Origin of the sequence: Agathobaculum hominis, from assembly GCF_014288055.1 — a bacterium.
GTDB lineage: Bacteria > Bacillota > Clostridia > Oscillospirales > Butyricicoccaceae > Agathobaculum > Agathobaculum hominis.
The window spans coordinates 320,366-345,844 of sequence record NZ_JACOPK010000001.1 but is presented as its reverse complement, the minus strand read 5'-3'; the positions used below and the strand labels follow the sequence as shown (position 1 = coordinate 345,844).

The 25,479-nt window shown below is 46.6% G+C and carries 34 protein-coding genes and 1 tRNA gene; 10 read left to right on the top strand and 25 right to left on the bottom strand.

Annotation, left to right across the window (positions count from 1 at the left end):
• Positions 1-4: 4 nt before the first annotated feature.
• The 6 genes from H8S02_RS01735 to rplM all read right to left on the bottom strand — a co-directional run bounded on the left by H8S02_RS01735 (position 5) and on the right by rplM (position 2,924).
• Positions 5-223 carry a P-loop NTPase family protein gene (locus H8S02_RS01735; RefSeq protein WP_186968983.1) on the bottom strand — a complete coding sequence of 73 codons (219 nt, stop codon included), beginning with the start codon at positions 221-223 and terminating at the stop codon, positions 5-7.
• The gene (locus tag H8S02_RS01730; RefSeq protein WP_407926389.1) at positions 220-906 is read right to left on the bottom strand and encodes a helix-turn-helix domain-containing protein; all 687 of its coding nucleotides are present in this window, start codon (positions 904-906) and stop codon (positions 220-222) included. Before H8S02_RS01730 ends, H8S02_RS01735 begins: the two co-directional genes overlap by 4 nt.
• Positions 875-1,042, bottom strand: a complete 168-nt coding sequence (locus H8S02_RS01725; protein ID WP_009532276.1) for a hypothetical protein — start codon at positions 1,040-1,042, stop codon at positions 875-877. The genes H8S02_RS01730 and H8S02_RS01725 overlap by 32 nt, the downstream gene beginning before the upstream one ends.
• A gap of 11 nt (positions 1,043-1,053) precedes the next feature.
• The gene (locus H8S02_RS01720) at positions 1,054-1,530 is read right to left on the bottom strand and encodes a phage antirepressor KilAC domain-containing protein (RefSeq protein ID WP_243166357.1); all 477 of its coding nucleotides are present in this window, start codon (positions 1,528-1,530) and stop codon (positions 1,054-1,056) included.
• Positions 1,531-2,072: 542 nt separating this feature from the next.
• Entirely contained in the window at positions 2,073-2,480 is a 408-nt protein-coding gene (gene rpsI, locus H8S02_RS01715) for a 30S ribosomal protein S9 (RefSeq protein ID WP_118686770.1), read from the bottom strand.
• 15 nt (positions 2,481-2,495) lie between these two features.
• Positions 2,496-2,924, bottom strand: coding sequence for a 50S ribosomal protein L13 (gene rplM, locus H8S02_RS01710; protein WP_118686769.1), 429 nt, complete (start codon positions 2,922-2,924; stop codon positions 2,496-2,498).
• A 276-nt stretch (positions 2,925-3,200) separates the two neighbouring features.
• On the opposite strand from rplM, the gene H8S02_RS01705 reads away from it, so the two are divergent.
• Positions 3,201-3,944, top strand: coding sequence for a tRNA 2-thiocytidine biosynthesis TtcA family protein (locus tag H8S02_RS01705; RefSeq protein WP_186968951.1), 744 nt, complete (start codon positions 3,201-3,203; stop codon positions 3,942-3,944).
• A gap of 82 nt (positions 3,945-4,026) precedes the next feature.
• Positions 4,027-4,117: transfer RNA gene (locus H8S02_RS01700), tRNA-Ser, on the top strand.
• Positions 4,118-4,231: 114 nt separating this feature from the next.
• Here the strand turns inward: H8S02_RS01700 and H8S02_RS01695 are convergent.
• The 8 genes from H8S02_RS01695 to H8S02_RS01660 all read right to left on the bottom strand — a co-directional run bounded on the left by H8S02_RS01695 (position 4,232) and on the right by H8S02_RS01660 (position 10,407).
• Complete coding sequence (locus H8S02_RS01695) at positions 4,232-5,407, bottom strand: tyrosine-type recombinase/integrase (RefSeq protein WP_186968950.1); 1,176 nt, start codon at positions 5,405-5,407, stop codon at positions 4,232-4,234.
• A 129-nt stretch (positions 5,408-5,536) separates the two neighbouring features.
• Positions 5,537-5,731, bottom strand: coding sequence for a helix-turn-helix transcriptional regulator (locus H8S02_RS01690; protein WP_118686766.1), 195 nt, complete (start codon positions 5,729-5,731; stop codon positions 5,537-5,539).
• Positions 5,732-6,022: 291 nt separating this feature from the next.
• Entirely contained in the window at positions 6,023-6,328 is a 306-nt protein-coding gene (locus H8S02_RS01685; protein ID WP_186968949.1) for a helix-turn-helix transcriptional regulator, read from the bottom strand.
• 339 nt (positions 6,329-6,667) lie between these two features.
• Entirely contained in the window at positions 6,668-7,426 is a 759-nt protein-coding gene (locus H8S02_RS01680; RefSeq protein ID WP_207722040.1) for a hypothetical protein, read from the bottom strand.
• A 160-nt stretch (positions 7,427-7,586) separates the two neighbouring features.
• Positions 7,587-7,721, bottom strand: coding sequence for a cyclic lactone autoinducer peptide (locus H8S02_RS01675; protein ID WP_186968947.1), 135 nt, complete (start codon positions 7,719-7,721; stop codon positions 7,587-7,589).
• The gene (locus tag H8S02_RS01670; protein ID WP_186968946.1) at positions 7,718-8,308 is read right to left on the bottom strand and encodes an accessory gene regulator B family protein; all 591 of its coding nucleotides are present in this window, start codon (positions 8,306-8,308) and stop codon (positions 7,718-7,720) included. Before H8S02_RS01670 ends, H8S02_RS01675 begins: the two co-directional genes overlap by 4 nt.
• Before the next feature lie 90 nt (positions 8,309-8,398).
• A complete protein-coding gene (locus tag H8S02_RS12750; RefSeq protein WP_186968945.1) occupies positions 8,399-9,703 on the bottom strand; it encodes a sensor histidine kinase in 1,305 nt (434 codons plus the stop codon).
• On the bottom strand, positions 9,700-10,407 hold the full coding sequence (locus H8S02_RS01660) for a LytR/AlgR family response regulator transcription factor (RefSeq protein ID WP_186968944.1): 708 nt from the start codon (positions 10,405-10,407) through the stop codon (positions 9,700-9,702). The genes H8S02_RS12750 and H8S02_RS01660 overlap by 4 nt, the downstream gene beginning before the upstream one ends.
• Before the next feature lie 151 nt (positions 10,408-10,558).
• Between H8S02_RS01660 and H8S02_RS01655 the strand changes: the two genes are divergently transcribed.
• From H8S02_RS01655 to H8S02_RS01630, 6 genes are all read left to right on the top strand, one after another.
• A complete protein-coding gene (locus H8S02_RS01655) occupies positions 10,559-10,852 on the top strand; it encodes a helix-turn-helix domain-containing protein (RefSeq protein ID WP_243166356.1) in 294 nt (97 codons plus the stop codon).
• Positions 10,853-11,128: 276 nt separating this feature from the next.
• Positions 11,129-11,620, top strand: coding sequence for an RNA polymerase sigma factor (locus H8S02_RS01650; protein ID WP_186968943.1), 492 nt, complete (start codon positions 11,129-11,131; stop codon positions 11,618-11,620).
• A 156-nt stretch (positions 11,621-11,776) separates the two neighbouring features.
• Positions 11,777-12,331 carry a sigma-70 family RNA polymerase sigma factor gene (locus H8S02_RS01645; RefSeq protein WP_186968942.1) on the top strand — a complete coding sequence of 185 codons (555 nt, stop codon included), beginning with the start codon at positions 11,777-11,779 and terminating at the stop codon, positions 12,329-12,331.
• Between the two features lie 5 nt (positions 12,332-12,336).
• Entirely contained in the window at positions 12,337-12,729 is a 393-nt protein-coding gene (locus H8S02_RS01640; protein WP_186968941.1) for a phage holin family protein, read from the top strand.
• A gap of 238 nt (positions 12,730-12,967) precedes the next feature.
• The gene (locus tag H8S02_RS01635) at positions 12,968-13,696 is read left to right on the top strand and encodes a phosphodiester glycosidase family protein (protein WP_186968940.1); all 729 of its coding nucleotides are present in this window, start codon (positions 12,968-12,970) and stop codon (positions 13,694-13,696) included.
• A 118-nt stretch (positions 13,697-13,814) separates the two neighbouring features.
• Positions 13,815-14,411 carry a stalk domain-containing protein gene (locus H8S02_RS01630; RefSeq protein ID WP_186968939.1) on the top strand — a complete coding sequence of 199 codons (597 nt, stop codon included), beginning with the start codon at positions 13,815-13,817 and terminating at the stop codon, positions 14,409-14,411.
• On the opposite strand, the gene H8S02_RS01625 is transcribed toward H8S02_RS01630, so the two are convergent.
• From H8S02_RS01625 to H8S02_RS01605, 5 genes are all read right to left on the bottom strand, one after another.
• Positions 14,392-15,903, bottom strand: a complete 1,512-nt coding sequence (locus H8S02_RS01625; RefSeq protein WP_186968938.1) for a vWA domain-containing protein — start codon at positions 15,901-15,903, stop codon at positions 14,392-14,394. The genes H8S02_RS01630 and H8S02_RS01625 overlap by 20 nt on opposite strands.
• Before the next feature lie 63 nt (positions 15,904-15,966).
• The gene (locus H8S02_RS01620; RefSeq protein ID WP_186968937.1) at positions 15,967-16,488 is read right to left on the bottom strand and encodes a single-stranded DNA-binding protein; all 522 of its coding nucleotides are present in this window, start codon (positions 16,486-16,488) and stop codon (positions 15,967-15,969) included.
• Between the two features lie 12 nt (positions 16,489-16,500).
• Positions 16,501-17,841 (bottom strand): AAA family ATPase, encoded by a 1,341-nt coding sequence (locus H8S02_RS01615; RefSeq protein ID WP_243166355.1) that lies wholly within the window; start codon positions 17,839-17,841, stop codon positions 16,501-16,503.
• 20 nt (positions 17,842-17,861) lie between these two features.
• A complete protein-coding gene (locus H8S02_RS01610; RefSeq protein ID WP_118722174.1) occupies positions 17,862-18,266 on the bottom strand; it encodes a hypothetical protein in 405 nt (134 codons plus the stop codon).
• Between the two features lie 13 nt (positions 18,267-18,279).
• Positions 18,280-19,425 carry a beta clamp domain-containing protein gene (locus H8S02_RS01605; protein WP_186968935.1) on the bottom strand — a complete coding sequence of 382 codons (1,146 nt, stop codon included), beginning with the start codon at positions 19,423-19,425 and terminating at the stop codon, positions 18,280-18,282.
• 420 nt (positions 19,426-19,845) lie between these two features.
• Here H8S02_RS01605 and H8S02_RS12455 point away from each other — a divergent pair, with 420 nt between their 5' ends.
• On the top strand, positions 19,846-20,040 hold the full coding sequence (locus H8S02_RS12455) for a hypothetical protein (RefSeq protein WP_330601914.1): 195 nt from the start codon (positions 19,846-19,848) through the stop codon (positions 20,038-20,040).
• Positions 20,041-20,135: 95 nt separating this feature from the next.
• Here the strand turns inward: H8S02_RS12455 and H8S02_RS01595 are convergent, their stop codons facing one another.
• Positions 20,136-20,504: a DUF4368 domain-containing protein gene (locus H8S02_RS01595; RefSeq protein ID WP_186968934.1), complete on the bottom strand. Its 369-nt coding sequence runs from the start codon at positions 20,502-20,504 to the stop codon at positions 20,136-20,138.
• A 174-nt stretch (positions 20,505-20,678) separates the two neighbouring features.
• Here H8S02_RS01595 and H8S02_RS01590 point away from each other — a divergent pair, with 174 nt between their 5' ends.
• The gene (locus H8S02_RS01590; RefSeq protein ID WP_186968933.1) at positions 20,679-21,881 is read left to right on the top strand and encodes a hypothetical protein; all 1,203 of its coding nucleotides are present in this window, start codon (positions 20,679-20,681) and stop codon (positions 21,879-21,881) included.
• A gap of 231 nt (positions 21,882-22,112) precedes the next feature.
• Here the strand turns inward: H8S02_RS01590 and H8S02_RS01585 are convergent, their stop codons facing one another.
• The 5 genes from H8S02_RS01585 to H8S02_RS01565 all read right to left on the bottom strand — a co-directional run bounded on the left by H8S02_RS01585 (position 22,113) and on the right by H8S02_RS01565 (position 25,360).
• Positions 22,113-22,385, bottom strand: a complete 273-nt coding sequence (locus H8S02_RS01585; protein ID WP_186968932.1) for an HU family DNA-binding protein — start codon at positions 22,383-22,385, stop codon at positions 22,113-22,115.
• 20 nt (positions 22,386-22,405) lie between these two features.
• Positions 22,406-22,846 (bottom strand): PepSY domain-containing protein, encoded by a 441-nt coding sequence (locus H8S02_RS01580; RefSeq protein WP_207722039.1) that lies wholly within the window; start codon positions 22,844-22,846, stop codon positions 22,406-22,408.
• 90 nt (positions 22,847-22,936) lie between these two features.
• Positions 22,937-23,305, bottom strand: a complete 369-nt coding sequence (locus tag H8S02_RS01575; protein WP_186968930.1) for a PepSY domain-containing protein — start codon at positions 23,303-23,305, stop codon at positions 22,937-22,939.
• Between the two features lie 133 nt (positions 23,306-23,438).
• Positions 23,439-24,179, bottom strand: coding sequence for a hypothetical protein (locus H8S02_RS01570; protein ID WP_186968929.1), 741 nt, complete (start codon positions 24,177-24,179; stop codon positions 23,439-23,441).
• A complete protein-coding gene (locus H8S02_RS01565; protein WP_186968928.1) occupies positions 24,176-25,360 on the bottom strand; it encodes an AAA family ATPase in 1,185 nt (394 codons plus the stop codon). Before H8S02_RS01565 ends, H8S02_RS01570 begins: the two co-directional genes overlap by 4 nt.
• Positions 25,361-25,479: the final 119 nt, after the last annotated feature.

The following is a 25,479-nucleotide window of genomic DNA, read 5'->3' as shown; positions in this document are numbered from 1 at the left end:
CATCCTAGCGTTTCTTTTCCGCCATCGCTTCCTGCTGGCATCTGCAAAGGCAGGGAACAATCTTGTCTCTGCCCCAGAGCTTTACCCTGCACTGCACCGGCGTGTGGCATTTCCGGCAATACAGCAGTCCGTCCTCGCCTTGGTATTCCTGCTCTCCGGGTTCTTTCGGCGTAAAGAGCGAATCCAACGCCGCATTCAAAACCTCAGGCACCATGTCGCTCATAGGCTGTCTCCTTCCTCAAATGTGTAGTCTGCCGGGTTATACTTCGGTTTTTCTCTCTTCGCCCAACTCCGGATTGTGGCAAGGTGATTTTTGTAGCTCCTGCCGGTGGAGGCCATATACTCAGAGACCCGTTCCACCCGCATCTGATAATCTCCTGGGAACTCCTGCCGGAGCTTGCCGTATTCCGTGTCAGAGAGAAGGACATTTTCGTATGAGCCATACCGGTGCTGGATTTCCTTCTTCTCTCTTTTATTGATTGTTTCAGTACTTGTTCTATTAGTACTTAATTGCGCGGGATTTTCCGTAACCGGTGTGTCCGTATCCGGATTTACCGCATACGGCTTTTCCGTACACGGTGATTCCGAACACGGCTTTTTCCTTGGCATCTCATAAATCACATACTCCGCTCTGCCCATCCGACCGTTGCTCTCACGCTGCTGGTTCCTTTCCAGATACCCAAGACGCTCCAGCTCTTTCAGAGCCGTAAGCACTCCATCTACGCCGTCCGGCGTAATCGAAGATAGTCCCCGTACCGAATAGTTCCATGTGTCCGGCAAACTGAGCAGCATAGAGAGAAGTTCTTTTCCTTTCAGGCTAAGACCCTGATCCCGCAGGTGGTAATGGCACATCGTTGTGTAATTGCTGTTTTTCTCAACCCTGAATACCGGCATGGTGCTCACCATCCTTTTTCGCAGGCTCCGCTTTTTTCTTCGGACATTTGCGCGGACGATCTTCGCTGTCCTCCCGGCGATGGTATTTACCGGTATCCTGCATCATGCGTTCAAACGCCTGAAGGCGTCCCTCTGTAAAAAGCGTCATTCGATCACCCCCTATTTCTTAAACAACTTGAAGAGATGATTCTTTCCCTTGCAGGTCACTCTCGTCTGCTGCACCAGTTTTCCGCTTCTGCCGTAGCAATCCCGGACAATAAAATAGCCCCTCGCAGATTTGTCTGCAAAAGGCATCAGCCAGCCGCTTGGACTGCGGTACAGATAGCGGTGATCCAGTAAGAGAGCCACTGCCGTTTTCTCCGGGATTCCGATTTCCTTACAGAAATTCCGGATGCAGGTGCAATCCTCCGAATTTACAAAGGTGTCGAAGTAGTCTGCCTTGGGCTGTGCCGCATCCAGCTGTTTGCGGATACCTTCAAGCTGCTCCCTCTCGGCTACAAGCTCCTGTGCCAGGGTGTAGATGACCTCCGGATGCTGAATCACCTGATCCAAAATGGAATCGCTCATATACACACCATGCTTTCGGATGAACGGGAGAACTTCATCAAACACCCAGTGTTCAAATCGTTCTGCCAATGGCAGCTTGCTGTGAACAATCAGTCGGTAAACATCGCCTTCATCTGCCTCGACTGTCCGCCATGACTGCCCGCATCGGTGTCATGGGTCTTCTGATTGAAATCCGTCATACCTGTTACCTCCTACTCAAATTTGTCTCGCCGGATTTCGGGCGAAAAAATAGAGCCTCGACCCATTCTCGTTTTCAAAGAATGAGCCAAGGCTCTATGTAACAGGATACCTAATATTATTTTTTTGCAGAATTCGTCAGAACTCGCCAAACGATCCTGACACTGTTTTTCATTCCATTTCAGCCGGATTTTTACCGAAAGTCTGTCAAGGATATGGGGCTAATTTCCCCTCCAAAATGGCCTTCTGTAAACCCATTTTCCCACCCATTAGGCTCAAAAATAGGCCGTAAACCCATGGTAAACCCATCAAAATGGGCTAATTTGAAGTCAAATTTCCTCAAATTTTACCATCGGAATCAAGTGATTTTAGGCATAGAAAAAGCCCGGAAAATGGCGTATTTCCGGGCTTTTTTAGCATTATTAAGCTGTAGATTATCGCTTGCTGAACTGCGGTGCACGACGTGCAGCCTTCAGGCCGTATTTCTTACGCTCCTTCATACGCGGATCACGAGTCAGGAAGCCGGCAGCCTTCAGAGCTGCGCGGTACTGATCGGAATCAGCCTGAAGCAGTGCACGAGCGATGCCGTGACGGATAGCGCCTGCCTGGCCGGTGAAACCGCCGCCGGAAACAGTGCACTCTACATCGAACTTGCCCTCGGTGCCGGTTACTTCGAACGGCTGACGGCAAACCATCTTCAGGGTCTCGAGACCGAAGTAGTTGTCGATGGTACGGTTGTTGATCTTGATCTCACCGGTGCCGCCCGGGAAAAGACGAACGCGGGCAACAGAGGACTTTCTTCTGCCGGTGCCATAGAAATAAGCCTTCTTAGGTGTATACATCAGTTAGTTCCTCCCTTACTTTTCCCAGTTCTCGGGCTTCTGAGCCTGATGATTGTGGTTCTCGCCTGCGAATACCTTCAGACGGGTTGCGGACTGACGGCCGATGGAGTTCTTCGGCAGCATGCCCTTAACTGCGAGCTGCATAGCGAACTCCGGCTTCTCGGTCATGAGGGTCTTGTACTGAACTTCCTTCAGACCGCCGACCCAGCCGGTGTGATGACGGTAGTACTTCTGGGTGAGCTTCTTGCCGGTCAGAACTGCCTTGTCAGCGTTTACGATGATAACGAAATCGCCGCAGTCAACGTGCGGGGTAAAGGTGGTCTTGTGCTTGCCGCGCAGGAGCATTGCCGCGGTAGCAGCAGTGCGGCCCAGCGGCTTGCCAGCTGCATCCAGCACGTACCACTTACGCTCGACAGTCTCTGCCTTAGCCATAAAAGTAGACATGTTTTCTTCCTCCGTTTATATCTATCAAAAATTATTTTGACAACTAATTTACCGCCCTCAACGAGCATATCTATTAAAACATATCTAAATGCGCAAGTCAAGTATTATTTTCAAAAAATATCTCAAATCCAGTGCAATCTCTTTCATTCTCATTCTTTCTCTTTCATGCTCTTGTTTTCTCACTTCTCAATTCACTTTTTGCATTTGCGTCACCGCGTCAAATCTGGTATATATATAGTATAAGATAAGGATAACATGCGAAAAAGAGGACACGCCATGCAGAAAATGCTCTCTTATGTCCGCCGCGCGGTGGACCATTACAATATGATAAAGGAAGGCGACCGCGTAGCGGTCGGCGTTTCGGGCGGCAAGGACTCGCTCGCCCTGCTCGTCGCGCTGACGCAGCTCAGCCGTTTCTATCCCGAAAAGTTCGAGGTCGTCGCGATCACGCTCGAAATGGGCTACGACGAAATGGATTTTTCGCCTGTGCAGGCGCTCTGCGACCGTCTCGGCGTAGAGTATATCCGCGTTCCCACCCAGATCGGGCCGATCATTTTCGACATCCGCCACGAGGAAAACCCCTGTGCGCTGTGCGCGAAGATGCGCCGCGGCGCGCTTCACGACGCCGCGAAGGCCGCAGGCTGCAACAAGGTCGCCCTTGGCCACCATTTCGATGATGTGGTCGAGACGTATATGCTCTCGCTGTTCTATGAGGGCCGCATCTCGTGCTTCCAGCCCGTGACCTACCTCGACCGCGCCGACATCACGCTCATCCGTCCGCTGCTTTACGTGCCGGAGTATTTTGTCCGCTCGTTCGCAAAGCGTCATGAGCTGCCGATCGTGCACAACCCCTGCCCTGCCGACGGCAATACCAAGCGGCAGGAGATCAAGGAGCTTCTAAAAAATCTGGAAACGACCATGCCGGGTCTGCGGGAGCGGATTTTCGGCGCGATGCAGCGCTATCCGCTGGACGGCTGGGCGCCGGACCGGACACGGAAGAAACCGCGCGAGAAAAAATAAATTCTGCTTTTGCAAAAAAACTCTTGTCAATCCGCGCGCAGGATGATATAATAATTAAGCACCTGTGAAACGGGTGCGCTACGGAGAAGTATCGAAGTGGTCATAACGAGCTCGACTCGAAATCGAGTTGGCGGTAACACGCCACGTGGGTTCGAATCCCACCTTCTCCGCCAAACGACAGCACTTTTCAGTGATGAAAGGTGCTGTTTTTTATTTTGCAGAGAAAATTACTAACTTTTTTGAATGCTTGATTTTTGCGTACCCCTTAGCGTACCCCAAACAGGTTGTCACAGGTCAGACACATTGTGAATAAACCGGTCCATTTGGACTGAGCTTTCCATACGCATCGCCTCACTGACATGAGCATATTTTGCCATGGTGAACGATGCGGTAGCGTGTCCGAGATTGGCCTGTACGGTCTTGATGCTGTCGCCGTTTTCCAGCGAAACGGTTGCGAAGGTATGCCGGAGATCGTGAAAACGGCACTCCGGAAAACCAAGCTCACGGACAATATCCTTGAACCGCTTGTAAACGGTGACATGAGCAAGATGCCGTCCGACCTCGTTGGTGAACACCAGATTTTCGGGATTGTCCCATGCACTGCCGGCGGTCTGCGCCCAATGCTTCTGCTGTTCACGCTGACGATCAAGAATCCGCATTACGGTTGGGGCTGGTTTGATGATGCGCGACTTTCTGCTTTTCGGTGAGGAAAATATGTAGCCTTGTCCTTTTTCGGGGAGCTTGACAAGCTGCCGCCGGACAAAGATGATGCCTTTCCGAAAATCTACATCGGGCCAGCTCAATCCGATCACCTCGCTCTGCCTCATTCCGGTAAACAGTGTTACCAGAATAAGATTGGCATCGGGGTGGTTGAGCTCCTGTAATCTGCGAATGAGCAGCATGATCTCGGGCGTTTCCAGCGGGGTAATGCCCGGGTCCAGACTGCGCGGCAGACTGCAATGCTCCGATGGATTATGCCGCAGATAGCCGAGCGTTACGGCCTGCTGCAAACAGCGGTGCATGATGCCGTAAATATTCTTTACGGTCTTGGCGGACAAACTTTCCTGTGCAAGCGAATTGATGAACTTCTGTATCTGCGCAAGGGAAAGCTCGTCCAGTCTGTGATTGCCCAGTACCGGCACAATATGATTGTGTGCATAGCTTTTGTACTGGCTGATGGTCAAGGGGGAACGTCCGGTCAGGTATTCGCTGAGCCATATGTCGATCCATTCACTGTATTTCATGGAGCATGGGGCGACATAAGAGCCGGTGTCAATATCGTTTGTAATCTGACGCAGACGTTCGCGGACTTCTTTCTGCGTTTTGCCGTAAACCGAGCGCCGGATAGATTTTCCCGTTCGCTCGTCTGTTCCGGCGGTATAGCGGCCCTCCCACGTTCCGTTTGGCCGCTTGCGGATATTGCCGCTGCCGGACGCACTGCGGCAGTTTTTTGTGCGTGCCATAAATAAGAACTCCTTTCTGCTGGCACATGAATGCACTTCGTATTTACAGTATAACATAGGACGATATACGTTCATAGCCCAGCAGAAAATTTAACAATTTTCCTTAATGTTGTAAAAACGGTACATGAGTCAATGACTGGTCATCTGGTCGATCCACTCCAGCACCTTGCTTTTCGGCGCGATTTTACGCTTGCCGATATGGAGTGTAGGAAAGGAGTCGCAGTTCAGCAGCTGATATGCGCCTGCACGGGAAATGCCGAGCATTTTCGCAAGCTGTTCGGCGTTCAGCATTTCGGGATAACTGTCAAAAGCATCAGGGTTCATTGAAACACCTCCTTCCGTCTAAAAAATATAGTTCCATCGGTATTCAAGCCGCCGATGGTCGCTGCTGATCTTCTCATTCACGTAACGGGTTGCAGCTTTCCGGTGCCTGCTTTCACGGAGCACACCCGAGTTATATATTGTCAAGGTACAAGTACAGGTCGATTATCCGCCTGTTCGAATGCACCTCGATTAGATGTACTCGAACAGAATGATAAAGTATTAACGCAGCGCATTTATTTTCAAACCTATGCGCTGCGAATCAATGACGTGGACTATAATTGGCTAGTAAATTCAAAAGTAATGGTTACAGCGAGTCCAATAATTTGAGAATGTTTCATGAACCAAAGAAATCATTTCATCCTCCAAAGTATGCATAATCCTTTTATCATTAGGCGGTATGTATCCAATTATATAATCCACCGAAGTTGAAAAAAAGGCTGCCATTTTGCATAGAATAGTGATGCTTGGAACTCGTGTACCGCTTTCATAAGCCGAAATTGTGGCACCTGCGATACCGAGCTTATATGCAAGTTCTTTTTGCGTTAAATTTTTCTCCATACGAAGTCTTTTTATATTTTCAGGGAGAATATTATTCATAGAGGAATACTCCTTGTTCGTTGTTATACCAGATTACCAGTAAACTAAATAGGGATCATCTTTATTTATAGCATATCAAATTTCGGTTGACAGTTGGTAGATTTAATATACACAATGTAGAATCGCCAAAAAAATTTTAAGATATATATTGAGATATAAGATGTAGCTTGTCATAATGAAACCGCAGAATCCGGTAGAGGTTTCTGCGGTTGAAAATTTAATACTGTAAAAAATTTAGGTATTTGAAAAAAGAAGAAGCTGAGGATAATTCCTCAGCTTCTTTTCTCCATGCTGTTAGCGCCTGATCAGAATCGCAATTTTTATTGAGCTATTAATAATTTAACGATCTTCAACATCCCAGAAATTAATGTTTCCGTCTGATGCAGGTGTAACAACCTTCATACGTGCATAGCCAATTGCCGACGTAGACGGGACGCTGGCGTGGACAGAATAGCGTACACCCTCCTGAGAAGTGATTTTACCACCTTCGCCCTTAGAAAGCGAAGGAATCCATCCCTTATCGCGATAGGAGTTCTCATCGTAAAAACCGAGGTTATACGAAGTTCCGGGTAACGTAATTGCATATGTACCAACTTCACGGTCATCACCGGTAAAACTGTAGAAGGATTTGCTATTTACGGTGCTGCTGGCTCGTGTCAGATAAACATTACCGGTATGTCCAATCGTAGAACGTCCACTGTAGTTAGCTGCGTCCGATGTCACGATTGCAGGTTTGTGTTCAGGGATTTCCCAGCCGGGATACAGATCAGTAAATTCCGGCAGTTCCTCAACAGAACCGTCCTTTCGAATGATAGATAAAGCGCCATCTACAGCCCACGCCTGATTACCATAGATAATTTTTTCACGCGCAGAAAGAATATCATCCTTTAATGCAGCAGGCGCGTGTACGATGTCCATATACGCAAGCTGTTTCACAGACATATCTTTTGCGTTGGGGATATTGGCTGCACCAGCGCTCATCATCAGAGCAGATGCGGCCATGCAGCCTGCAAGCGTTACGCTCAGCATTTTCTTGACTTTAATCCGTCCAGTTTTATGCTTACTCTCTGGCTGCTGATATGCTAATATAGCAGCCATTCATACCTTCATTAAAAATCTATGTATTAGTGTACTATCCGTATAATCTTGTTGAACGAGCAGGGTTTTGTTCTGCCTCAACTTAATTACATGAACTTTAGCGAACTGTTGAATCACCTCTATTCTATTTCCCTAAGCTATATCTGCGTCGGTAACGTGCTTATCGTTTCTGAAGTGCTTCGGGCAGCTTGGGCTGGTACATACCATTATACGATGCGGTACCTACTGAAACGACTGCGGCCAGAAAAGCACACGCCGCAAGCTTGGTGCATACCTGATAAATGATGTTTTTCATGTTCTTTTCCTCCTGAAATGAATTAGATGAAATGAATGAGGTTTTATAGCCGGGATCATGCACAAGGACACAATCCATAGCGTCAGAGAAATTACAATGCTTTCTTTACAGCCGTAACAATGCAGCAAAGCTGCCAGTATTATCAGTCCTAGGGTTATTATTATTGATAAAACCCTATTGCGTCGATATACCGACGGAGAAAGCGGTTTGTTTGCGTGAGCGATTGGGGCAAATAAGATGATCGGAATGGCCATAATACAATTTATACAAAGCATGACCACGGTACTGTTTTTAAATATATATTGCAGCAAAAGGAATGCGATATATGCGCTAATTGTACATATATGACATTTCAAATGCGTTTTTGCATGATATCCACCGCATACGCTGCGCAATCCTACAAAAATGATGAGGTAGATTATGGATTTTAGCAGCTGCCCATGCAGCAGACCAATCAACAGGATCAAAGAGAAATTGATAAAATCAGCAATCAGTAAATCAAATCCATATTCATATATTTCACGATCTTTTGCAGGAACAATATTTTGTGTAATCAAAAAAGCAGTTATTTTAGCAGATAAACCCATTGGTGTCTTACCTCGTTACATACGGTTATGGTCTATCAGTAAAATAACTGCTTTAATATTCAATTTCAATAGGTTGTTCCTACTTAGTAACTATTCGTTCCTACTTTGCAGATTAAGAAGTAAAATATCGCATATGAATCGATTGTTCTGCTCATAAAAACGAATCATACCATTGTTGCGTTCTACTGCATGACGCATATTTTTTATTCCAAAACCATGACGGTATTGCATGGGTTGAGTAGTGTGCAGCATGGGATTGCCGGATAATACTGGATTCGCAATATCGTTGCAAACTATAATAGAGTCGTATGCACCCTGCGGCTGTATATGAAGATCAACAGCTTTTCCATCACTGTCCTTTGCGGCACGAATAGCGTTATCCAAAGCATTTCCGATAATGATGGTAATATCCTCCGGCGGGATCTCAGACAATGAGGTTGTGATAATCGTACGCACCTGTACACCCAAATGTTCTGCAGAAGTATTTTTGCTGTTGATGATTGCATCCAATACTTTATTGCCGGAAAACATAATTAATTTATTCACTTCATTTTGCCGCTGCAGCAATTGATTTGTATATTTGATTATATTATCAACGTCTTGTTCTTCGGCCATCGCCGAGATACACAGCAAATGATTTTTCAAATCATGGCGCAAAGAACGCACTGTTTCGTACATACTCTCAATATCCTTTGCATTTTCCTGCAGACATTCATTTTGAAGCTCAAGAAGCTCCATTTCCGTCCGCATTCTGCTGGTTTGTCCCAATCGAACAAACAAAAAGTAAATCAGTATGTTCAGCAGCAGGACTATGCACACAGCATAAAAAACAATCATTTGAATATGCGGTTCCTGCATGGCAGCATACATCATCAAAGTAATTGTAATCATAGATAATGCCGGAATGATGACCAATGGCACAAAATCGATCCATTTAATTTTTCCAATCTCTTTTACGCGTAAAATAGTACGCGTAATCATAAAAAATAACAGTTTTGTTATGAAAACAGAAGTAATGCGAATCCCGCTGAATCGGTCGAGCAAAAATGTTATTTGGTTCCCTGATAGCTTTGCCATTAGAAGCGTTGTGAATGTTGCGATGATCGCCATCAATCCCATGATAAATGCCGACATAAACATTTTTTGAAAAGCTGATCCTCGCAATAATGTAAAGCAGAACAGAATATTGATCAAAATCTGTAGCGCACTGGCATAGGTTTCGTATAGATGTGACCATGAGAAAAATACTAAAACAGAAAATGAAAGAAGCCAGATCAGAGCAGTCCCCCAGTATTTCACCGGTGTTGCTGCCTTGTATCCGAAATATTGAATTAGAAAACTTATGATTAGGGACACATCCAGAGCATTAACTGCCATTTCAAAACAAATATTCACGGTCGCAAACTCCTCATATACGTCATAAACACTGTTTGGGTTTCATCTGATTTTGCACGGCTAACCGGAATAACTGTTTCGGTTGTCAATATAACACTTGTCCGGCTGCAGATTTTTATAAATCTGCAATTGAGCAAATAACCAACATGACACCGAACGAAAAAGTATTTGCATAAATCTGTTTCTATATCACTGATTCGCGCTTTAAAACGGATGGTTTTATTATCGTAGTGAACAATTGTGTAATGTCCGTCGCTCTCAAAATAAGAAATATCTGTGATAGGAATTCTAATATTACTTCCATTCATTGTGATTGTGTAATAGATTTTTTGACTGTTCAGAAGTTGTATCATTTTTTCGATTATTAACGGCAAATCTTCTAAATGCGTTTTCCGAAGAAACCAAAACGGTTGAAAAGCAAACGATTTATATACCAGATGTTCTAAGCTGGATAAAAAGATAATGAGTGGCTTAGCCGGCATTTTCGATAATTCTTCCGCGACCGAAAATCCATCTTTTTCAGGCATATCAATATCTAAGAACAATGCGTCTGTAGGTTTTCGAGTAAATTCACGTAAAGCATCAATGCCTGTATATGTAGGGACAATATCGGGAATAAGTCCGTATTTTTCAAAAACAGGCCGTAATTGTTTAGAAAAAGATTGCGTAAATGGTATATCATCATCACATAGAATAATGCGCATTGCGACTCCTCCCATTTTGTAATTGTGGAATAACTATACCATAAAGCAATGCTACAGACAAAGTATATTCCATAAAGTCAAATATTGCAATACCGGTATTTAATATTTTCCCTTTACTTCGTTCATAATCTTATCCAAAGGAAGTGAACGAATGATGTTTCCCGAACGGATAAAATATTTACGCCAGACGCAAGGAATAAATCAGGTACAGCTTGCCGAAAAACTAGGAACAACAAAGCAAAGCATCAGCAATTGGGAAAACGATAATATCGTTCCTTCGGTTGATATGCTTGAAAGAATAGCTGATTTCTTCAAGGTTAGTACAGATTACCTCTTAGGGCGCGAAGAAAAACCTATGACCGGTATACGGTTGTTGGATGTAACCGGATTAACTGCCACGCAAATTTCTCACATCATGGCGTTAATTGACGATCTTCGAAATTAAATAACATATATATTATAGCCGATACGTGTAGAGCAGGTATCGGCTTTCTTTTATTATAACGCAAAATTTATCTGACCAGCCTACCAAGTAGGAACGAATAATGGCCAAGTATGAACGCGCTATTGCTTTTCAGACGAAAAACAATTATTGTGCGTATAGTAATATTCGATAATTACTGTTTATAAATGGATAGTTTTAACCGTTGTTATAAACGATATTTCATAACCAAATTCACTCAAACGATATGTTGTATGCAAACAATAAGGTAGGTTGTCTATGACCGAACAGGATAAAGAACTATTTTCTCAAATATATTATCATTATTATAAAAGACTGCTGTATACAGCTGTCCATATTATTCATAACTTTTCTATAGCAGAGGAATTAACAAATGAAACATTTACTATCTTATTAGCACAATTTGATCAAGTCCGAAATCACCCGAATTTAGATAGGTGGTTGTATACAGTATTAACTAATCAAGCGTTAAATGAGCTGAAAAAGCAGAAACGATATATACATATACCATTGGAAGAGCTGAAAAACATTGGCTGCGAAGATAATCCCTTTTCTTTTTTTGATGTATTGCCGGATGGACTATCAAAAACGGATAAGGAAATTTTGTATCTTCGCTATGAACAGAATATGAATTGTGCCGAAATTGCCAGATATTTAAGTATTAGTCATGATGCTAGCCGAGCACGTTTGTGCAGAGCGAAAGGTCATTGCATAGAGTTGTTATCTAAAGAGCATTATCATAAGCATTAGCTGAATTGAAATTTTAAAAGTGTGTGTTTTGCAATAATCCAGACAAAACACACACTTTTTTTGAAATTTATCATATGAAGTAATTCTGCTGTTTACATTTGCAGAAACCATTTGTCTTTACTCGTTATCTCAAGTCAAAGATAAGGTGTGAAGCAAGTGGACTTACAGGAATTGATTCTTCATGCAGCAAATCATTCGGAGGCTGAAACATTGGAAGTAATAAAACGGTTTAAACCGCTATTAAAGAAATATGCCAGACTGCTACATATAGAAGATGCCTATGATGAGCTACAGGCAGAATTCTTAAAAATTATATACTCGACACACTGGAGCAATTTACATTTGCAGACCGAAGGGGCATATGTCGGATATATCGCAACAGCCGTTCGAAATATGTACATTAATCTTTCCAAATCAAAGGAAAGACAGAAAGAATGTTGCTTTTCCTCGTTTGGAGAAGAACAGGAATTTATGTTGAATGCAACACTGGCAGCAGATGACAACTATGATCGGTTGCTATTTAAGGATTTAAGGCGTCTTTTAACAAGATCCGAATTTCGAGTAGTGTATTTAGCTTGCTTTAAGGGGTACTCTTGTGCGGCTATTGCCAAGAAGCAAGGTGTCAGTCGGCAGCATATTAATCAGGTTAAACGCCGAGCATTAGGCAAACTAAAACAATATTTTCAAGCTAATTCTGATGAACAGGAGTGAATAATGTGGAGGATATTAGATTGATAACCACCTATATATCTGTTATAGGTGCAGCATTGGGCTGGTTTTGGGGTGGTGGAACACCGGCACTTTATACATTGATTGTATTCATGGCAATTGACTACATTAGTGGCGTTATGTTGGCAATAGTCAACAAAGAAGTATCCAGTGCAGTTGGAGCACGCGGTATCTTTAAAAAAATGATGATTATGGCCTTCGTGGGCATGGGTCATTTGCTCGATGCTTATGCAATTGGACAAGGTCAAATGCTGCAAACGGCAATTATTTTCTTCTATATGTCTAATGAAGGAATTTCGATTTTAGAAAACACAACAGAATTGGGGTTGCCGATTCCACAAAAGCTAAAAGATATTTTAGTTCAACTAAATAAAAAATAAATTATCAGTTTACATTTGAGTTAATAGCTGCTCTTTTTGCTATATAACACATGTGTTCAAAAAGTTTTAGGAGGTCAATAAAATAGCGCATCGACAGATTGCAAAGTTAAAGAGTGACAACTTATCTAGCATCGCTTACGAATATAACGGTGTTGTACTGGACGGTATCAAGGTCTTTCGAGTAAAGTTGTCTAATGCTAAGATTATTCCGGCAGCACTGAATCAGAGATTTTCGACAATGGCGAACATGAATCCCCTTGGCGCATCGGCATCTAAAGTTATGGCAAAGACAAACGCAGCTACGTTCAGTGAGAAGGACAACGTTGGTTTCTATGGTATTTTCTATGCCGATAAGAAGCTGTTTTGCTCAGGTAAACAGATCACATCTGTTGCGCAGGCAGCGAACTGCAGCGCAACACGGGAAGATGGTCGCGGAATTCCTCATATTTGTTTCAAAAGTGATGGTACCGTATTGCTGCGTTGGTTTGCAGGTGCTAATGAACTGGCGCAGGCTTATCCGGCGTGCGATGTAATTATTGCGGGAGCGCATCCGCTAGTTTCGGATGGAAAGAGTGTATTTGACACTGCGCTGTACTCTCGGGGCATGCGTATTGCGAACGGCAAGAATCTTAATGTTGCAACGTGTCATTTCAATAATGAAATTACGGAAAGAAGTGCTGGCTCGCCTCATGCGCGCACTATGCTCGGCATTTCCACTGATAGCAATCAGAAAGCCAAAGAAGGGTTTATGGTTGTAACCGATGGCGATGCACCAATGGATCTTTTCACCGCAGCTCATCTTATGCAGGACCTAGGTTGTAAGGTAGCCATCAATCTGGACGGCGGCAGTGCCAGCCAGATGCGAGTAGCCGCAGGGTATACCAATGGCATGGCAGCTGGTAAGGTAACACAAATCGGCAATGCGCAAAAATTGTATGGCAGTGCGATTTGTGCAGTACATAACTAACTAGAAAACGGCAATGGATAAACACGATTGTTAATCCATTGCCGTCTTTTTTGTATGTCACATTTTTCAATATATATGTGTTATACTTATATAGAAAACTATTTGGAGGAACTCTGCCATGCTGAAATCTCTGAAAACATACATCATTCCGATTATCTCACTGGTTTTAGCAATCGGGATAGCCTTTTGGCGAATCAACTATCTGGAACGAACCAATATTTCCCTGAGCATAGAAATCGGCAGTACCGCAGCATTACAGAACGGAGAGGAAATTTCTTTACAGAATCCTGTGATTTGGCATGAGAATGAGCCGTATGTACCGATAAATGAAGTAGTCAGCAGACTGGGCGGCAGTATAGATGAAAAAACATTTACCATACAGCAAAACACGGTAACAGTGGTCGGTTTGTTACAGGATAATGTAGTATACACTCCCATTACATACCTTCAGGAAAAATATATGATGGCAGCAAAATGGGATAAGGAGCGTAATCGTGTTATTCTAACCGTTGCCCCGGACGAAATTCCGCTAACGCGCCGATGGCTGTTCTGGCGGCATAAGACGGTGCGTGGTCTGCGAGTTGGTGACAGTGAGGAACGTTATCTTGATTTATACGGTTCTCCTTCGGTTCGAGATGGAATAATAGACGATTTATTACATGTAAAAGTCGAAAATGGAGTCGTAACCGCAATCGTTATGGGACATTATGATTGAAAAGCTGCTGTTCAATATCCATATGGCTGACTTGGCTCATTCGCAATACCCTCTCGCAGAACCATTCCAGCGAAAACGCCTCTCCCGGCGAGTCCTGGTCCATCAGCAGACCGATCACCGAACACCGTGCGTCAGAAACTTCATTCTGCAACTTTTCGGCTAATTTGTCCGAAATATCGCAGTAACCGTCCGTGATGAACAGAATATCGGCGTTTTCAAAGGCCTCTTCGTCCATCAGGCGCAGTGCTTCTTTCAGCGGCGTTTCAAAATCCGTGCCGCCGTCAAAGAAATGCTCTGCGGCCGCAAGAAGTTCCTCGGCGGTGAATTTTCCCGGCAGAAAACGGTCGGTACGCACTTCATCTTTGCCGGAAAAGTGTATCAGCGCAAACTTTCTGCCCTCGTGGGCACAGATGTCCTGCACGGCCAATGCCAGTGCTTTGCCCCATGCGGCATTTTCGCCGCAGGTCGAGCCGGACTCGTCCAGACAGACGATCACATCACCGCCGCCCTTGCGGATCTTCTCGCGCTTGGCGTACTGTGTCAGCCCTTTCGCATTGTACCGCCGCAGAAACAGCGGCATAGTTGCGGGTGACGCTAACAGCGCAAGTTCACCGGACAGCAGGTTTTTCAAATCGCGGCCGCGCGTCAGTGAGAATTTTTCGCCGCGACCATGCGCATAACCATTCTTCCGCAATGCGGAAAGCACCTCTTTCATGCGGCCAAGCTGGCGCGTAATGTCACGCAGATAGTCGTTTTCTTTCAGCTTGCAGAGCAGTTCTTGGTTCTGTTGTGCTTTTTCTGTGCCGTTTCCGGGCTCTGAACCCCAGCAGGCAGACGCATATGCCACCGTTCGGGCAGTTTCCAGACTTTCCTGCGCTGCCGTTTGTAAGGCAGCTTCCTTCTGCGAAAGCTGCTTACGGAGCGTGTCGGACAGCATAGTGCGAACGACTCCGATTTGTTCGGCAACGCTTGCAAGCTGTTCTGCCGAGTGTAATATTTCCGGCAGTTCTGTGCTGTCATTCTGCACTTTTGCGAGATTGCTTTGCACTTTTTCATGTAAACGGTTCTGTTTTTCGTAAAGCCTTGACAAAACCATCGGCAGTTTGCCGAGCGCGTCCATCAAGTGCTTTTCTATCTCCGAAACAGTCTGCACCAGCATTTTCGCGGTTTCTATCGCAACGAAATCATTTCCCGCGCAGAAACGCCGAAATTCACCGTATTCCGGCTGATTTTGCAGCATATTCACCACTGCCGCACGGCAGTTCGCCGCCGAGAAACGCGAATCCGCTTCTGTCGGACGATGTTCCGAAGCGTACAGCAAGTGGAACAGTTCGGTCAGTGCCTTGTTTTCGGCATCGCCGCCCGCGTTCTCAAAAATCATCTGCTCCAGCCTTGTTGGGCGGAACACCTCATCAATTCGCGGCGCAACGTTTTTTTCGGCAAGGCGCAGAGCGTTTTCTGCCTGTTTCAATGTAAAAAATCTGTATTTCATAATTTTCTCCTCTAAAAATCGTGCCGCAGAGCGTATTACTCTGCGGCACTTTCGGTTTTGTTATCAGAACGGCGGATTGTCCATCGGCGCACCGCCCGGCCCCCACGCATAGCTGTCCGGCACACCGGAGAAATCCGGTGTCGGATACTGCGCGGCCGCGCCCGGAATGGGCTGCGGATAGTCGTTCATCGGCGGCTGTACCGGTGCAGGCGGTGCCATGTTCTGTGCGGCATGGTTCTGTGCGGCAGGCGTACCGACATTCTCCGGTTTCTTGTCCAGAAACTTGATGTCCGAACCGGAAACCTCGTAGACCGTGTGCTTTTCGCCTGTCTGCTGGTCAGTCCACTCGCGCTGCTGCATACGGCCCACCAAGGACACCAAACGTCCCTTTTTGCCGTATTCCAACACGAATTTCGCCTGATTGCCGAACACGGAGCAGTTAAAAAAGTCCGCGTCCGGATCACCGTCACGCTTGAAATCGCGGTCCACCGCTAGACGGATAACGGCCACCGGCTTTTCGCTGTTCTGGCCGCGCCGTTCGGGATCTTTGGTCAAGCGACCGATCAAAATAATCTGGTTTAACATAGCTTTTCCTCCTTATGCGGTCTGCAAAATACTGAGTTCTTCCAGCGTGCTGTACGAAAAACGGCACGCATCATGCGCTTTGCGATTGAGTGCTTCCAACTCGGCAAGTGTCTGCGCGGTCTGCGCACGCTGTTTGTCAGACTGTGCGCTGTCATCAAGCGCGCGCCACTCCTGATACAGTGCAGCGAACGCACTTCGCAGCGGCACAAGTGCCTTGACGGACGGCGCGGCATTGAACGCCTCAAAAGCGTCCCTGCCCTTGTGCAGCAGTTCCTCAAGGCGAGTACGCAGCGGATTGTCGCACAGCTTTTCCAGCACGGCACACACGGTTTCGATTTCTTTCGGCTCGTTCCAGAGGTAGTTTTTGAGCGAAAGCAGGTCATTCGGCTGCACTTCCGCGTGGCCGTTCAGCCATGCCGCCGCCTGTGCGATACGTCCGAAACCGAAGAATTTGCGGTCGGAAACCGTGATACTCTGGCGGCGCAGTTCGCACAGTACATCGTCCATCAATTCGTTGATCGACGGCGGAATGACAACGGCTTTCACCTCGGACTGCATGGCGTACAGTTCGTCCAGTGTAACGGTCGCCGTCACTGTGCCAAACCGCGTACTCTGCTTTTCGTGCAGGATCTTCAGCCGCGCCTTGCGTTTCTGGACATTGTGCGTCACCACTTTGAGCTGAAAACGGTCATACAGCGGCGCGAGAATCTGTTCTTCCTTGTTGCGGAAATTCGGAATTTCATTCGATGCGGAAAAGAACGAGATCACCGGAATCTGCACGGTCACGCCCTCGTTTGTGTAGCGTTTTTCGTTCAGAACGGTAAGCAGTGAGTTCAGAATACCGTCACCGGCCTTGAAGATCTCGTCCAGAAAGACGATATGCGCGTCCGGAATTTTGCCCTCGGTGATCGTGGTCGGCTTGCCGCCCACAAGCAGTGACAGACCTTTCTGGTACTGCTCCATAGCTTCAGAAAGCTGTTTCAGCTGTGCCGTAGCCGAAGTATCTGCGGGATTCGCCTGTACGGCCTGCATAACAGAGTGAAGCTGCTGCTTCATCTTCTGGTAATGGGCATCTTTCGCAAGCACCTGCGCCGGTACGGCTCCGGGGATCAGGCTCGCCAGATCGAGCCGACCGAATAACGCTTCCTCGTCAGTCTGCTTGGAGAGCAGACGTTCAAACTGTTTTGCGCCGGTAATGCGCTTGCGGAACTCGTTTACTACGAAACTTTTTGCCTGTCCGGGATCGCCCAGAATAAACAGATTGCTCTCGGACAGCAGTGCCAGTGCGATAGCGTAAATCAGCTCGTCACGCTCTGCGATTTCGCCGTTCAGTTCGGTCATTACTGCCTGCATTTTCTCTCGTAAAGTCATCGTCACGCCGCCTTTCCGTTCAGCTGCGAACTGCTTTTGCGATAAACCATCAGCAGATAATTGAAATCGCCGTGGTTGCACATACAGCGCAGGCGGTAATCATTCACCATGCCGAAGTGTGCAAAATCGTAAGTCGGGCACCAGAAATCCGGCTGACGAGCATCGGGATTGGCCGCGCAGAAACGGCGCATGGCCGGTTCGCTATGCAGTACAGACTTGCGAAGCTGGCGAAAAAATGCGTTCGCCTCGCAGATGCTTTCGTTCGTCAGGTAATAACTCTGCACCGGATGCCAGAAATTGCGGCGTTCCGGCGAAAACTGCCCTATTGCGCTGAGCAGACGGTTTTCCGGCTTGAAATGAATGATTTTCTCGGCAATACCGGCCGGTATCAGAATCGTTTTCTTCATAATGTTCTCCTTTTCACGCCGCTTTGCGCGTGCGTCCGGTCTTGGGTTTCGCTTCGGTTTTCGGCAGCCGCAGCGGCAAAAGCAAATGCAGTTCGTTGTCTGCACGCAGCATGAGCGCACCGCCCTTGTCAAACTGCACTTCGATACTTTTACCTTGCATTAGTGTCGCGGCTTCGCGCAGATAGGTATAGTTGTAGCAGAAACCTTCCTGCGGCAGCGGTGTTCTCACGGTGCAGTCCAACTCGGTCTGACCGGTAATCGTGCTGTCCATGCCGGACAAAAATTGCAGTCGCAGAGTGTGTTTATCTATCTGGTTCAGCAGCAGTTTGGCATTGTTCGTGCTGCCGGCACTCACTCGTTTGAGCGAGTCAAGCAGCGCGTTCCCCGAAACCTCGATTTCGTGCATCATGCAATAACCGTCCAGAATCGGCTGTACGTTCGTGAACTTCTGTTCATTCAGCTTTGCATACAGAACTATCTGCGGCCCGCAGAACACGGCATAGCTTCCAGAAATACCGATTTTGCAATGTTTTACGCCATGAAAGACATTCAGCACGATTTTCATAGCCTCGACCGAAAGCAGCAGATCCAGCGGTTCGGTGCGGCTCGTATCTTCGGATACGACCGTCAGGCGGTAGCCGTCACAGCTTGTCGCGGACCATCTGCCGTCATGCACCATGACATGAACGCAGTTCAGCGCACGCGAATTACAACCGTTGCTTTTCGCCGCAGAAAACAGCACTTTCGCGCCAATTTCGCAGAGGTTTCCGGCTTCTGTGAGCAAATCCGGCGTGCATGGTTCGGGAACAGGATACTTCGCGGTGTCCATCAACGTAAAGCGGTAGCCTGCTTTCGCGTTGCGGACGGAAATCGTTGACTTGTCGGTTTCGACCGTAGTCGCTTCGTCCCCGAACAGCTCCAGCATGGACTGAAACACGCTGCCGATGAGCAAGGCTTTGCCGTCTTGCTCCACCCGACAATGCAGACGCGCCTGTAAGACGCATTCGTTTCCCTGTGCGGTGAACTGCACGAGGTTCTGTTTTTCGTCTGCTTCCATCAGGACGCAGACGGTTTCTTTGGTCGTGAACTGCCGCCCGATCACCAGACAGCATCGTTTGGCGATAGGCAGTAATTCAGACCGGTTTGCGATGAATTTCATAGTTTTTGTTCCTCCTTTTCGTGTTTTGAACACAAGAAAAGACCATATGCGTCCCGAATTGGGATTCACATGGTCTTGCTCGGCTCTCTCAGGTTCAAACGGTCTGGTACGGCTCCGGACAGAATACGGCCCGGGCGGAATACGTTGACAAATGGATTACGTTGACCTGATGATAGGGATAGTATATGATATTGTGCGCTCGGTGAACAGTTGAAAAACTTTCGTACGCTGGATTTCCGGTTGGTATATGGACTTTTTGATTGAAAACGGCTATGCTATAAGTGTAGATATGCTATTTTCGTTGTAGGGAGGCGAGAATATGATTTACACCATAGAAGAAATTCGCCGCCGTATCGCACCGGTTGCGGTTCGTTACCATTTGGTTCATATGCTCGCGGAGAAGCAACTGATGAGAGTGATATTGATCTTCTGATTGATACGTCCGGGACCTCGCTCAAAGGCTTATTTGCCCTCGGTGCTTTATACTGTGATTTGGAAGATGCTTTGCGGAAGAAGATTGATTTGATCACGATCAGTGCTTTGGAGCAGCGGGCTCAAGTTCCCAGTGACATAACATTTCGTGAAACTGTTGAAAAGGAAAGGGTGAACCTCTAAGCGTAATGTCAACAAGGAAGTTTTTTAACTGATGAGAGAAGCAGCGTAATGTACTTTGTATGTTACGCTGCTTTTTTCTTGCGTTTTACAATGATTTACGAACTTTCTGCAGCACCGATAAAGGTGTAGTAGATTTCAATTCGCTGTTCCCGGTGTCCGCTACTCTTATCGCCCTCATGAACGATGATTTTCTCAATCAGGTCACGGAGCATAGCAGGTGTCAGTTCATCGAAGTCAGCATAGCGTTTCGCCATTTTCAAGAAGCTGCTGATGTTCGTGCAGGTATTCTCGGCGTCATCGAACTGCTTTTGCAGAGCAACAACTGCCTCCCGCAGCGAATGCTTTTCCTGCTCATAATCCGCAGAGAAGATTTTGAATCGCTCATCAGACAGTTTGCCGGTAATATTGTCCTCGTAAAGCCGCTTGATAATGCCGTCCAACTCCTTGACACGCCGCTCTTTCAACTCCAGTTTTTTTTCAGAACACGGGTCTTAACTGCCTGTTCTTTCGCGCTCTGGCAGGTCAATCGCCGAACAAACTCCTGCTCATCCTCCGCAGCCATTTTCACAATCTGCTTTGCTGAAACTTGCTCTTTTCTGTTGTTGTTGGTATAATTACATTGAAAGGTGGTGGCGAAAATGGAACTGTTCCCGCGAAAACCCCGCACAATTTTAGACGAACTCACCGATCTTGAGAACATGATGCCAACCTATAAAGAAGAACTGCTCAAGGTCAGCAAATTCATCCGCAGAAATGTTTGGGAGCAGGTTGACGATGGCTTTTTACTGAAGCTACTGGGTATTTTGAACACTCTGTATTCATGTTCGGCAGATGTCATCGGGCAAGACTTTGAGGTCATCTCTGAGTATGTGTCGCAGTTTTCCAAATATATATGCGGATATACCCCAGTCGATATTAGCAAATCGTCACAGGCATTACTTGAGGAGTTATGGCAGGAGCAAATTCAAAAGATCATCTTAAAGCAATGGACTCAGTTAGATCCTGCACGACGATCTGAATTTGACGAAAATGAAATTTTCCGAAAAAATCTTCTGGAGATCATGGATGATTTCTGGGATACATTGACGCCAGAAGCTATGCTCGCATTCTGGCATCCACTCAAATCGTATCCCAAACTCATTCGTGGACGCAAAGAAACGAGAACACAAGCAATCGAACTGGCAGCACCTTCGCTTGAAACCATCGAGAAATACCATATCCTAAACCGTTGGACTCCACCCAGAAAGCGATATTTGTATCTTGTCGATGCAAATAATCCATCGCAAAATCCCGAAAAGGTTTGCTTGGAGGAAATGCGGGTTTCCAATCCAAATCAAGATGTCACAATAGCACAATTTACAGTACAACCTGATGCCCTCAAAGATAGGATTCTCGATCTTGACTATGAGGACATCACTGTCGAAAACATTTTTCAGCAAAGCAAAATCCGCCAAATTTCCGAAACAGATAAGATTATTCAGGAATTGCGGTCGGGTTCTTCCGTTACCGAGCACAGGATAAAAAAGAAACTGCGACAGCATCAGCAGGAAATACGATGCGTTGCACAGATATTTTGTGGGCAGCACTTACTGAAGCAAATTTGTACTGCTATATTCACACCTCTTGATGATGATTCCGATAGCGATGATGAACTAAAAGAACGATGCTATAAATCGTTCCATTTATTTGCCGAGTGGTGCGAGGGCAAGGGCATTGCGGGAATCCGGTATCCAAGCACAAGAATGAAACTCATCCATGAAAGAGGAACTAACATAGTCTTGTTCAACGCCGACTCAGCCGTAGCGGACGAATCGACATTCCGAATTATCAGAAATACATAAGGCAACACCGCACAATTAAAGCTGCGGCGCTTTGCGGAAATTTTGTGCCCTGACTTTGTTACGATTTCACAGTAATACGTCAAGTATTACCGCAAAACCGTGTCTCGTCAGTACGCAAAATTTACTCGCAAATCGTTCTTGTCCAATTATGCGGTATTGCCATACCGCATAAAAGGAAAGCGCCCCTCGGACGAAACTCGTCCGAGGGGCGCGGTGTGTTGTGGGGTGAAATTACTGAATAGCGTCTTTCAGTGCCTTGCCGGGTTTGAATGCAGGGACTTTTGCGGCAGTGATCTCAATGGTTTCGCCGGTGTGCGGGTTGCGCCCCGTGCGGGCAGCGCGGGTCCGAAGCTCGAAAGTGCCGAAGCCGGGAAGCTGTACCTTGCCGTCCCGCTTGAGTGCTTCGATGATAACTTCTGTAAAGGCGTTGATGGTGTTGTAGGTGTCCTTCTTGCTCACATCGGTCTTTTCTGCCAGCGCTGCGACCAATTCTGTTTTGTTCATGTTCGTTCTCCTTGTATCCGTTAGTTGTGTACCGCTTCTGTGTCCCATTCGGTTACGGAGCCGGTCGTTGCGTCGATGGTAAACTCATATTCCGTGCCGCCGTAGATGATTTTGCCCTCATACTCCGGGCGTCCATCATTGTAGTCCAGCTTCCACTCGTAGATGTCCTTTTCGCTGCCCCCGGACACGAGGGCAAGAGCAGTTTGCTGTGCCGCAGCTTCGCTGACGGTGGCGCTGTTGCCTGTGCCGACCACGGTTTTCGCTTCGTAGCTGGAGTTCACAATCTCACCGGTCGCAACGACAATTTCATAGTCATACTTCGCGCCGTTCGCGTACCACTCGATCTTATAGACCTGCCTGCCGTCCTCGTAGTCCAGTCGGGACCTGGTGACGGTCGCATCTGCCGCTTTCACGCCTGTATGGGCAAGGGCGATCTCCAACGCTTTTCCCTCATCCACCATGCCGCTGACCGACGCGCTACCTGTGCTGGGCGTGGGATTCTGCGCCGGTGAGGTCGTGACCGCACCTACATTGGGGTTCGTGGTGCTCGGCTATGTCGTGGGCGTGTCCATGCTGCCGTCCGGGATGCTCGCGGCAACAGCCTGTTCGTGATAGCTTGCCTCCAGCACCTCACCGCTCTCGGCGTTAATTGAATAGGCGTAGTCATAGCCACCTGCACTGAACTCGACTTTGTAGCAGGTGATGCCCGCCACATCGTCCAGCGTGGTTGCGGAGAAATTCGCGTCTGCCGCCGTAATGCTTACAGCATCCAGCGCCGCGCTCTGCGCCGCGTCCATGCTGATATAGCTTGCCTGCTGGCTGCTCTGCGGCTGGGAGCTTGTCGGAGCATTGCTCCCGCATCCGGTCAGCGCTGCGACAAGCATGAGCGCTGTTCCGGTCAAAATCCATTTTTGCTTCATGTTGGTTCCCTCCAATCGTGAGTAATGTGAGGAATATACCAGAGGGAAACCTATCTTGTCAATAGGGAGAGCAGAAATTGGCGTAAAGTAAAAAGCGAGAGCGTTCCCTCAAAAGGTAGCTCTCGCTTGAAACTTATACTTGTGCAGCAAGGCGGAGAATGTCTTGTTCAAAGTTGTAAGCACTCTCACATATTCGCGTGACATCCGACCAATTTTCACAAACTGCATCGGCAAAATCCGAAAAAGTCCGCTGATTTTTACTGGAACCTCTTACCCTGATTTCATGATAAGTTTTCCGCCTTGAAATAATGGTTTCCCACGGATTTTCGATCTTTTCAGCATCGCCATTTTTGTCGTATGCCGCGACAATCCATGCCTCAATACTGTCGCACGGAATGACAATACAGACATCGTCACGATATGGCTTACCTTCACTTATCAGATGCGTTAAATGATTTATGTAGCCTCCAATGGGCGCACCGTGATCCATGCAGGGCAGCTGAATGGGACACGCGGCGCGACTTTCTGGAGTTTTATCGCAATCTAATGGATCCACTGTTCCTCGGCGGTCACAATCAGCAGAAGATGCACATTCGCAATGAACGACTTTTTCTTTCCGTGATACATCACCATCCATGTGTATGACCAAAAAATCAATTTCCGGTTGTACCTGATGCATCAGTCTTTCGCGCCCATCCCAATTATCACGGCACCATTTCACAACACCTTTCCAGCCGTTTCCGTTTCTCCCCGCCAATGTTTCTTCCGGTTGGAGTTTGCGGTATAGGTTCTCCTCGCCGGTCAGCATATCAATAATGCACTTGATGACGATGAAATCAGTTGGTCCCTCGCACACAATCCCAATCGTTTTCATAAGAGCGTGGGTACACCTCCGAGCCTGCCGTTGATCCAAAGTCTGGACAGCGATTGTCCCTCTTCAAGAAGTTCTTTTGAAACAGTAATCCTCGTGATTTGAGAATGCCCCTTAGAGTTTCGGTCTACGGCAAACAAACGAATATCATCATTCGTAATATCCAGACCGTCTAAGACCAATGGACTATGTGTAGTCAGAAAAGCCGTTTTCCCATTTTTGATAATCTCATTACAAAATACTTCGGTCATTTTCTTTGCCAAATGCGGATTCAGTGCATGATCAAAGCTGTCTACCGCAAAAATAGCGGGACCTTGTCGGTGCATAGCAAGCGCCAACATAAAGAGAACATACAGGGCACCTTCACTGGCATCATATCCGGTGAATTGTGCAGAGTCTTTCATGTAGCGGTCCGCAAATTCAATGACCTGACGCGTAGTTGGAATATTTGCGTTAATGTTATTTTTTTTAGGTGCATTGACTGAAATATTGGATGCCCAATCAATCATTTCAAGAACATCGTCCATCAGAATGTCACCAAATTTAACATCATCGTCATCCGTAGACAACAATTCCTTGATTGACTCAGCAAGTCGTCCACCGTTCAATCCAAGAGGAGCAGATTGGCTGGGATCAGGAATCGTTCCTCGGAGCGTCATGGTGTTTGGCTGAAAAATTCCGTAATTGGACAGTGCGCGCGCAATCTTCCGACCGTTTTCCAGTTCTTTATCATCATCGATCAGGAAAAAACCTATATAGTTATTGCTCTGCTGCCGAGAAGCATTGCTGCGCCCCCATTTTGGAATGCCATCCTGAAAAAATGCTTCCGAATGATACTTCCAATAGTCGGTATCCGTAGGTGTTGTCAGATGCACATCGTACCGAAAATCATGCTTCGTGTCGTTGTCATTCCATTCCAATGATAAGTTGATGGTCGGATTTCTGCGCTTAATATCTTTGAAGTTTGACTTATAGAGGGTAGGTACACTCAGTCGCACACCTCGGCGCTGCAAGCTGGCAGCATCTACACGGTCAGTCATTGCCGCGCTCAAAAGACCTATGGCTTCCAGCACAGTTGATTTACCAGAACCATTTGCCCCAATAAACACATTGATTTTTCCGGGTTCAAACGAGGTATCATACAGCGACTTGAAATTACCTATAGAAATGCGTTTTAGGTCCATTATTCATCGCTCCTTCCTTTGCTACTTAGTATAGCACAGTCTTGCAATTAAATATACACGATTTTTGAAAAAAGTACATACCTAATTCAGATTTTGAAGAAACTTTTCCAGCACAGATG

Coding starts and splice junctions, on each gene's coding strand:
- H8S02_RS01735 (WP_186968983.1), bottom strand. CDS start 223: ATGAGCGACATGGTGCCTGAGGTTTTGAATGCGGCGTTGGATTCGCTC.
- H8S02_RS01730 (WP_407926389.1), bottom strand. CDS start 906: ATGGTGAGCACCATGCCGGTATTCAGGGTTGAGAAAAACAGCAATTAC.
- H8S02_RS01725 (WP_009532276.1), bottom strand. CDS start 1,042: ATGACGCTTTTTACAGAGGGACGCCTTCAGGCGTTTGAACGCATGATG.
- rpsI (WP_118686770.1), bottom strand. CDS start 2,480: ATGTATACACCTAAGAAGGCTTATTTCTATGGCACCGGCAGAAGAAAG.
- rplM (WP_118686769.1), bottom strand. CDS start 2,924: ATGTCTACTTTTATGGCTAAGGCAGAGACTGTCGAGCGTAAGTGGTAC.
- H8S02_RS01705 (WP_186968951.1), top strand. CDS start 3,201: ATGCAGAAAATGCTCTCTTATGTCCGCCGCGCGGTGGACCATTACAAT.
- H8S02_RS01695 (WP_186968950.1), bottom strand. CDS start 5,407: ATGGCACGCACAAAAAACTGCCGCAGTGCGTCCGGCAGCGGCAATATC.
- H8S02_RS01690 (WP_118686766.1), bottom strand. CDS start 5,731: ATGAACCCTGATGCTTTTGACAGTTATCCCGAAATGCTGAACGCCGAA.
- H8S02_RS01685 (WP_186968949.1), bottom strand. CDS start 6,328: ATGAATAATATTCTCCCTGAAAATATAAAAAGACTTCGTATGGAGAAA.
- H8S02_RS01680 (WP_207722040.1), bottom strand. CDS start 7,426: ATGGCTGCTATATTAGCATATCAGCAGCCAGAGAGTAAGCATAAAACT.
- H8S02_RS01675 (WP_186968947.1), bottom strand. CDS start 7,721: ATGAAAAACATCATTTATCAGGTATGCACCAAGCTTGCGGCGTGTGCT.
- H8S02_RS01670 (WP_186968946.1), bottom strand. CDS start 8,308: ATGGGTTTATCTGCTAAAATAACTGCTTTTTTGATTACACAAAATATT.
- H8S02_RS01660 (WP_186968944.1), bottom strand. CDS start 10,407: ATGCGCATTATTCTATGTGATGATGATATACCATTTACGCAATCTTTT.
- H8S02_RS01655 (WP_243166356.1), top strand. CDS start 10,559: ATGATGTTTCCCGAACGGATAAAATATTTACGCCAGACGCAAGGAATA.
- H8S02_RS01650 (WP_186968943.1), top strand. CDS start 11,129: ATGACCGAACAGGATAAAGAACTATTTTCTCAAATATATTATCATTAT.
- H8S02_RS01635 (WP_186968940.1), top strand. CDS start 12,968: ATGGCGAACATGAATCCCCTTGGCGCATCGGCATCTAAAGTTATGGCA.
- H8S02_RS01630 (WP_186968939.1), top strand. CDS start 13,815: ATGCTGAAATCTCTGAAAACATACATCATTCCGATTATCTCACTGGTT.
- H8S02_RS01625 (WP_186968938.1), bottom strand. CDS start 15,903: ATGAAATACAGATTTTTTACATTGAAACAGGCAGAAAACGCTCTGCGC.
- H8S02_RS01620 (WP_186968937.1), bottom strand. CDS start 16,488: ATGTTAAACCAGATTATTTTGATCGGTCGCTTGACCAAAGATCCCGAA.
- H8S02_RS01615 (WP_243166355.1), bottom strand. CDS start 17,841: ATGCAGGCAGTAATGACCGAACTGAACGGCGAAATCGCAGAGCGTGAC.
- H8S02_RS01610 (WP_118722174.1), bottom strand. CDS start 18,266: ATGAAGAAAACGATTCTGATACCGGCCGGTATTGCCGAGAAAATCATT.
- H8S02_RS01605 (WP_186968935.1), bottom strand. CDS start 19,425: ATGAAATTCATCGCAAACCGGTCTGAATTACTGCCTATCGCCAAACGA.
- H8S02_RS01590 (WP_186968933.1), top strand. CDS start 20,679: ATGGAACTGTTCCCGCGAAAACCCCGCACAATTTTAGACGAACTCACC.
- H8S02_RS01585 (WP_186968932.1), bottom strand. CDS start 22,385: ATGAACAAAACAGAATTGGTCGCAGCGCTGGCAGAAAAGACCGATGTG.
- H8S02_RS01580 (WP_207722039.1), bottom strand. CDS start 22,846: ATGGTGGATGAGGGAAAAGCGTTGGAGATCGCCCTTGCCCATACAGGC.
- H8S02_RS01575 (WP_186968930.1), bottom strand. CDS start 23,305: ATGAAGCAAAAATGGATTTTGACCGGAACAGCGCTCATGCTTGTCGCA.
- H8S02_RS01570 (WP_186968929.1), bottom strand. CDS start 24,179: ATGAAAACGATTGGGATTGTGTGCGAGGGACCAACTGATTTCATCGTC.
- H8S02_RS01565 (WP_186968928.1), bottom strand. CDS start 25,360: ATGGACCTAAAACGCATTTCTATAGGTAATTTCAAGTCGCTGTATGAT.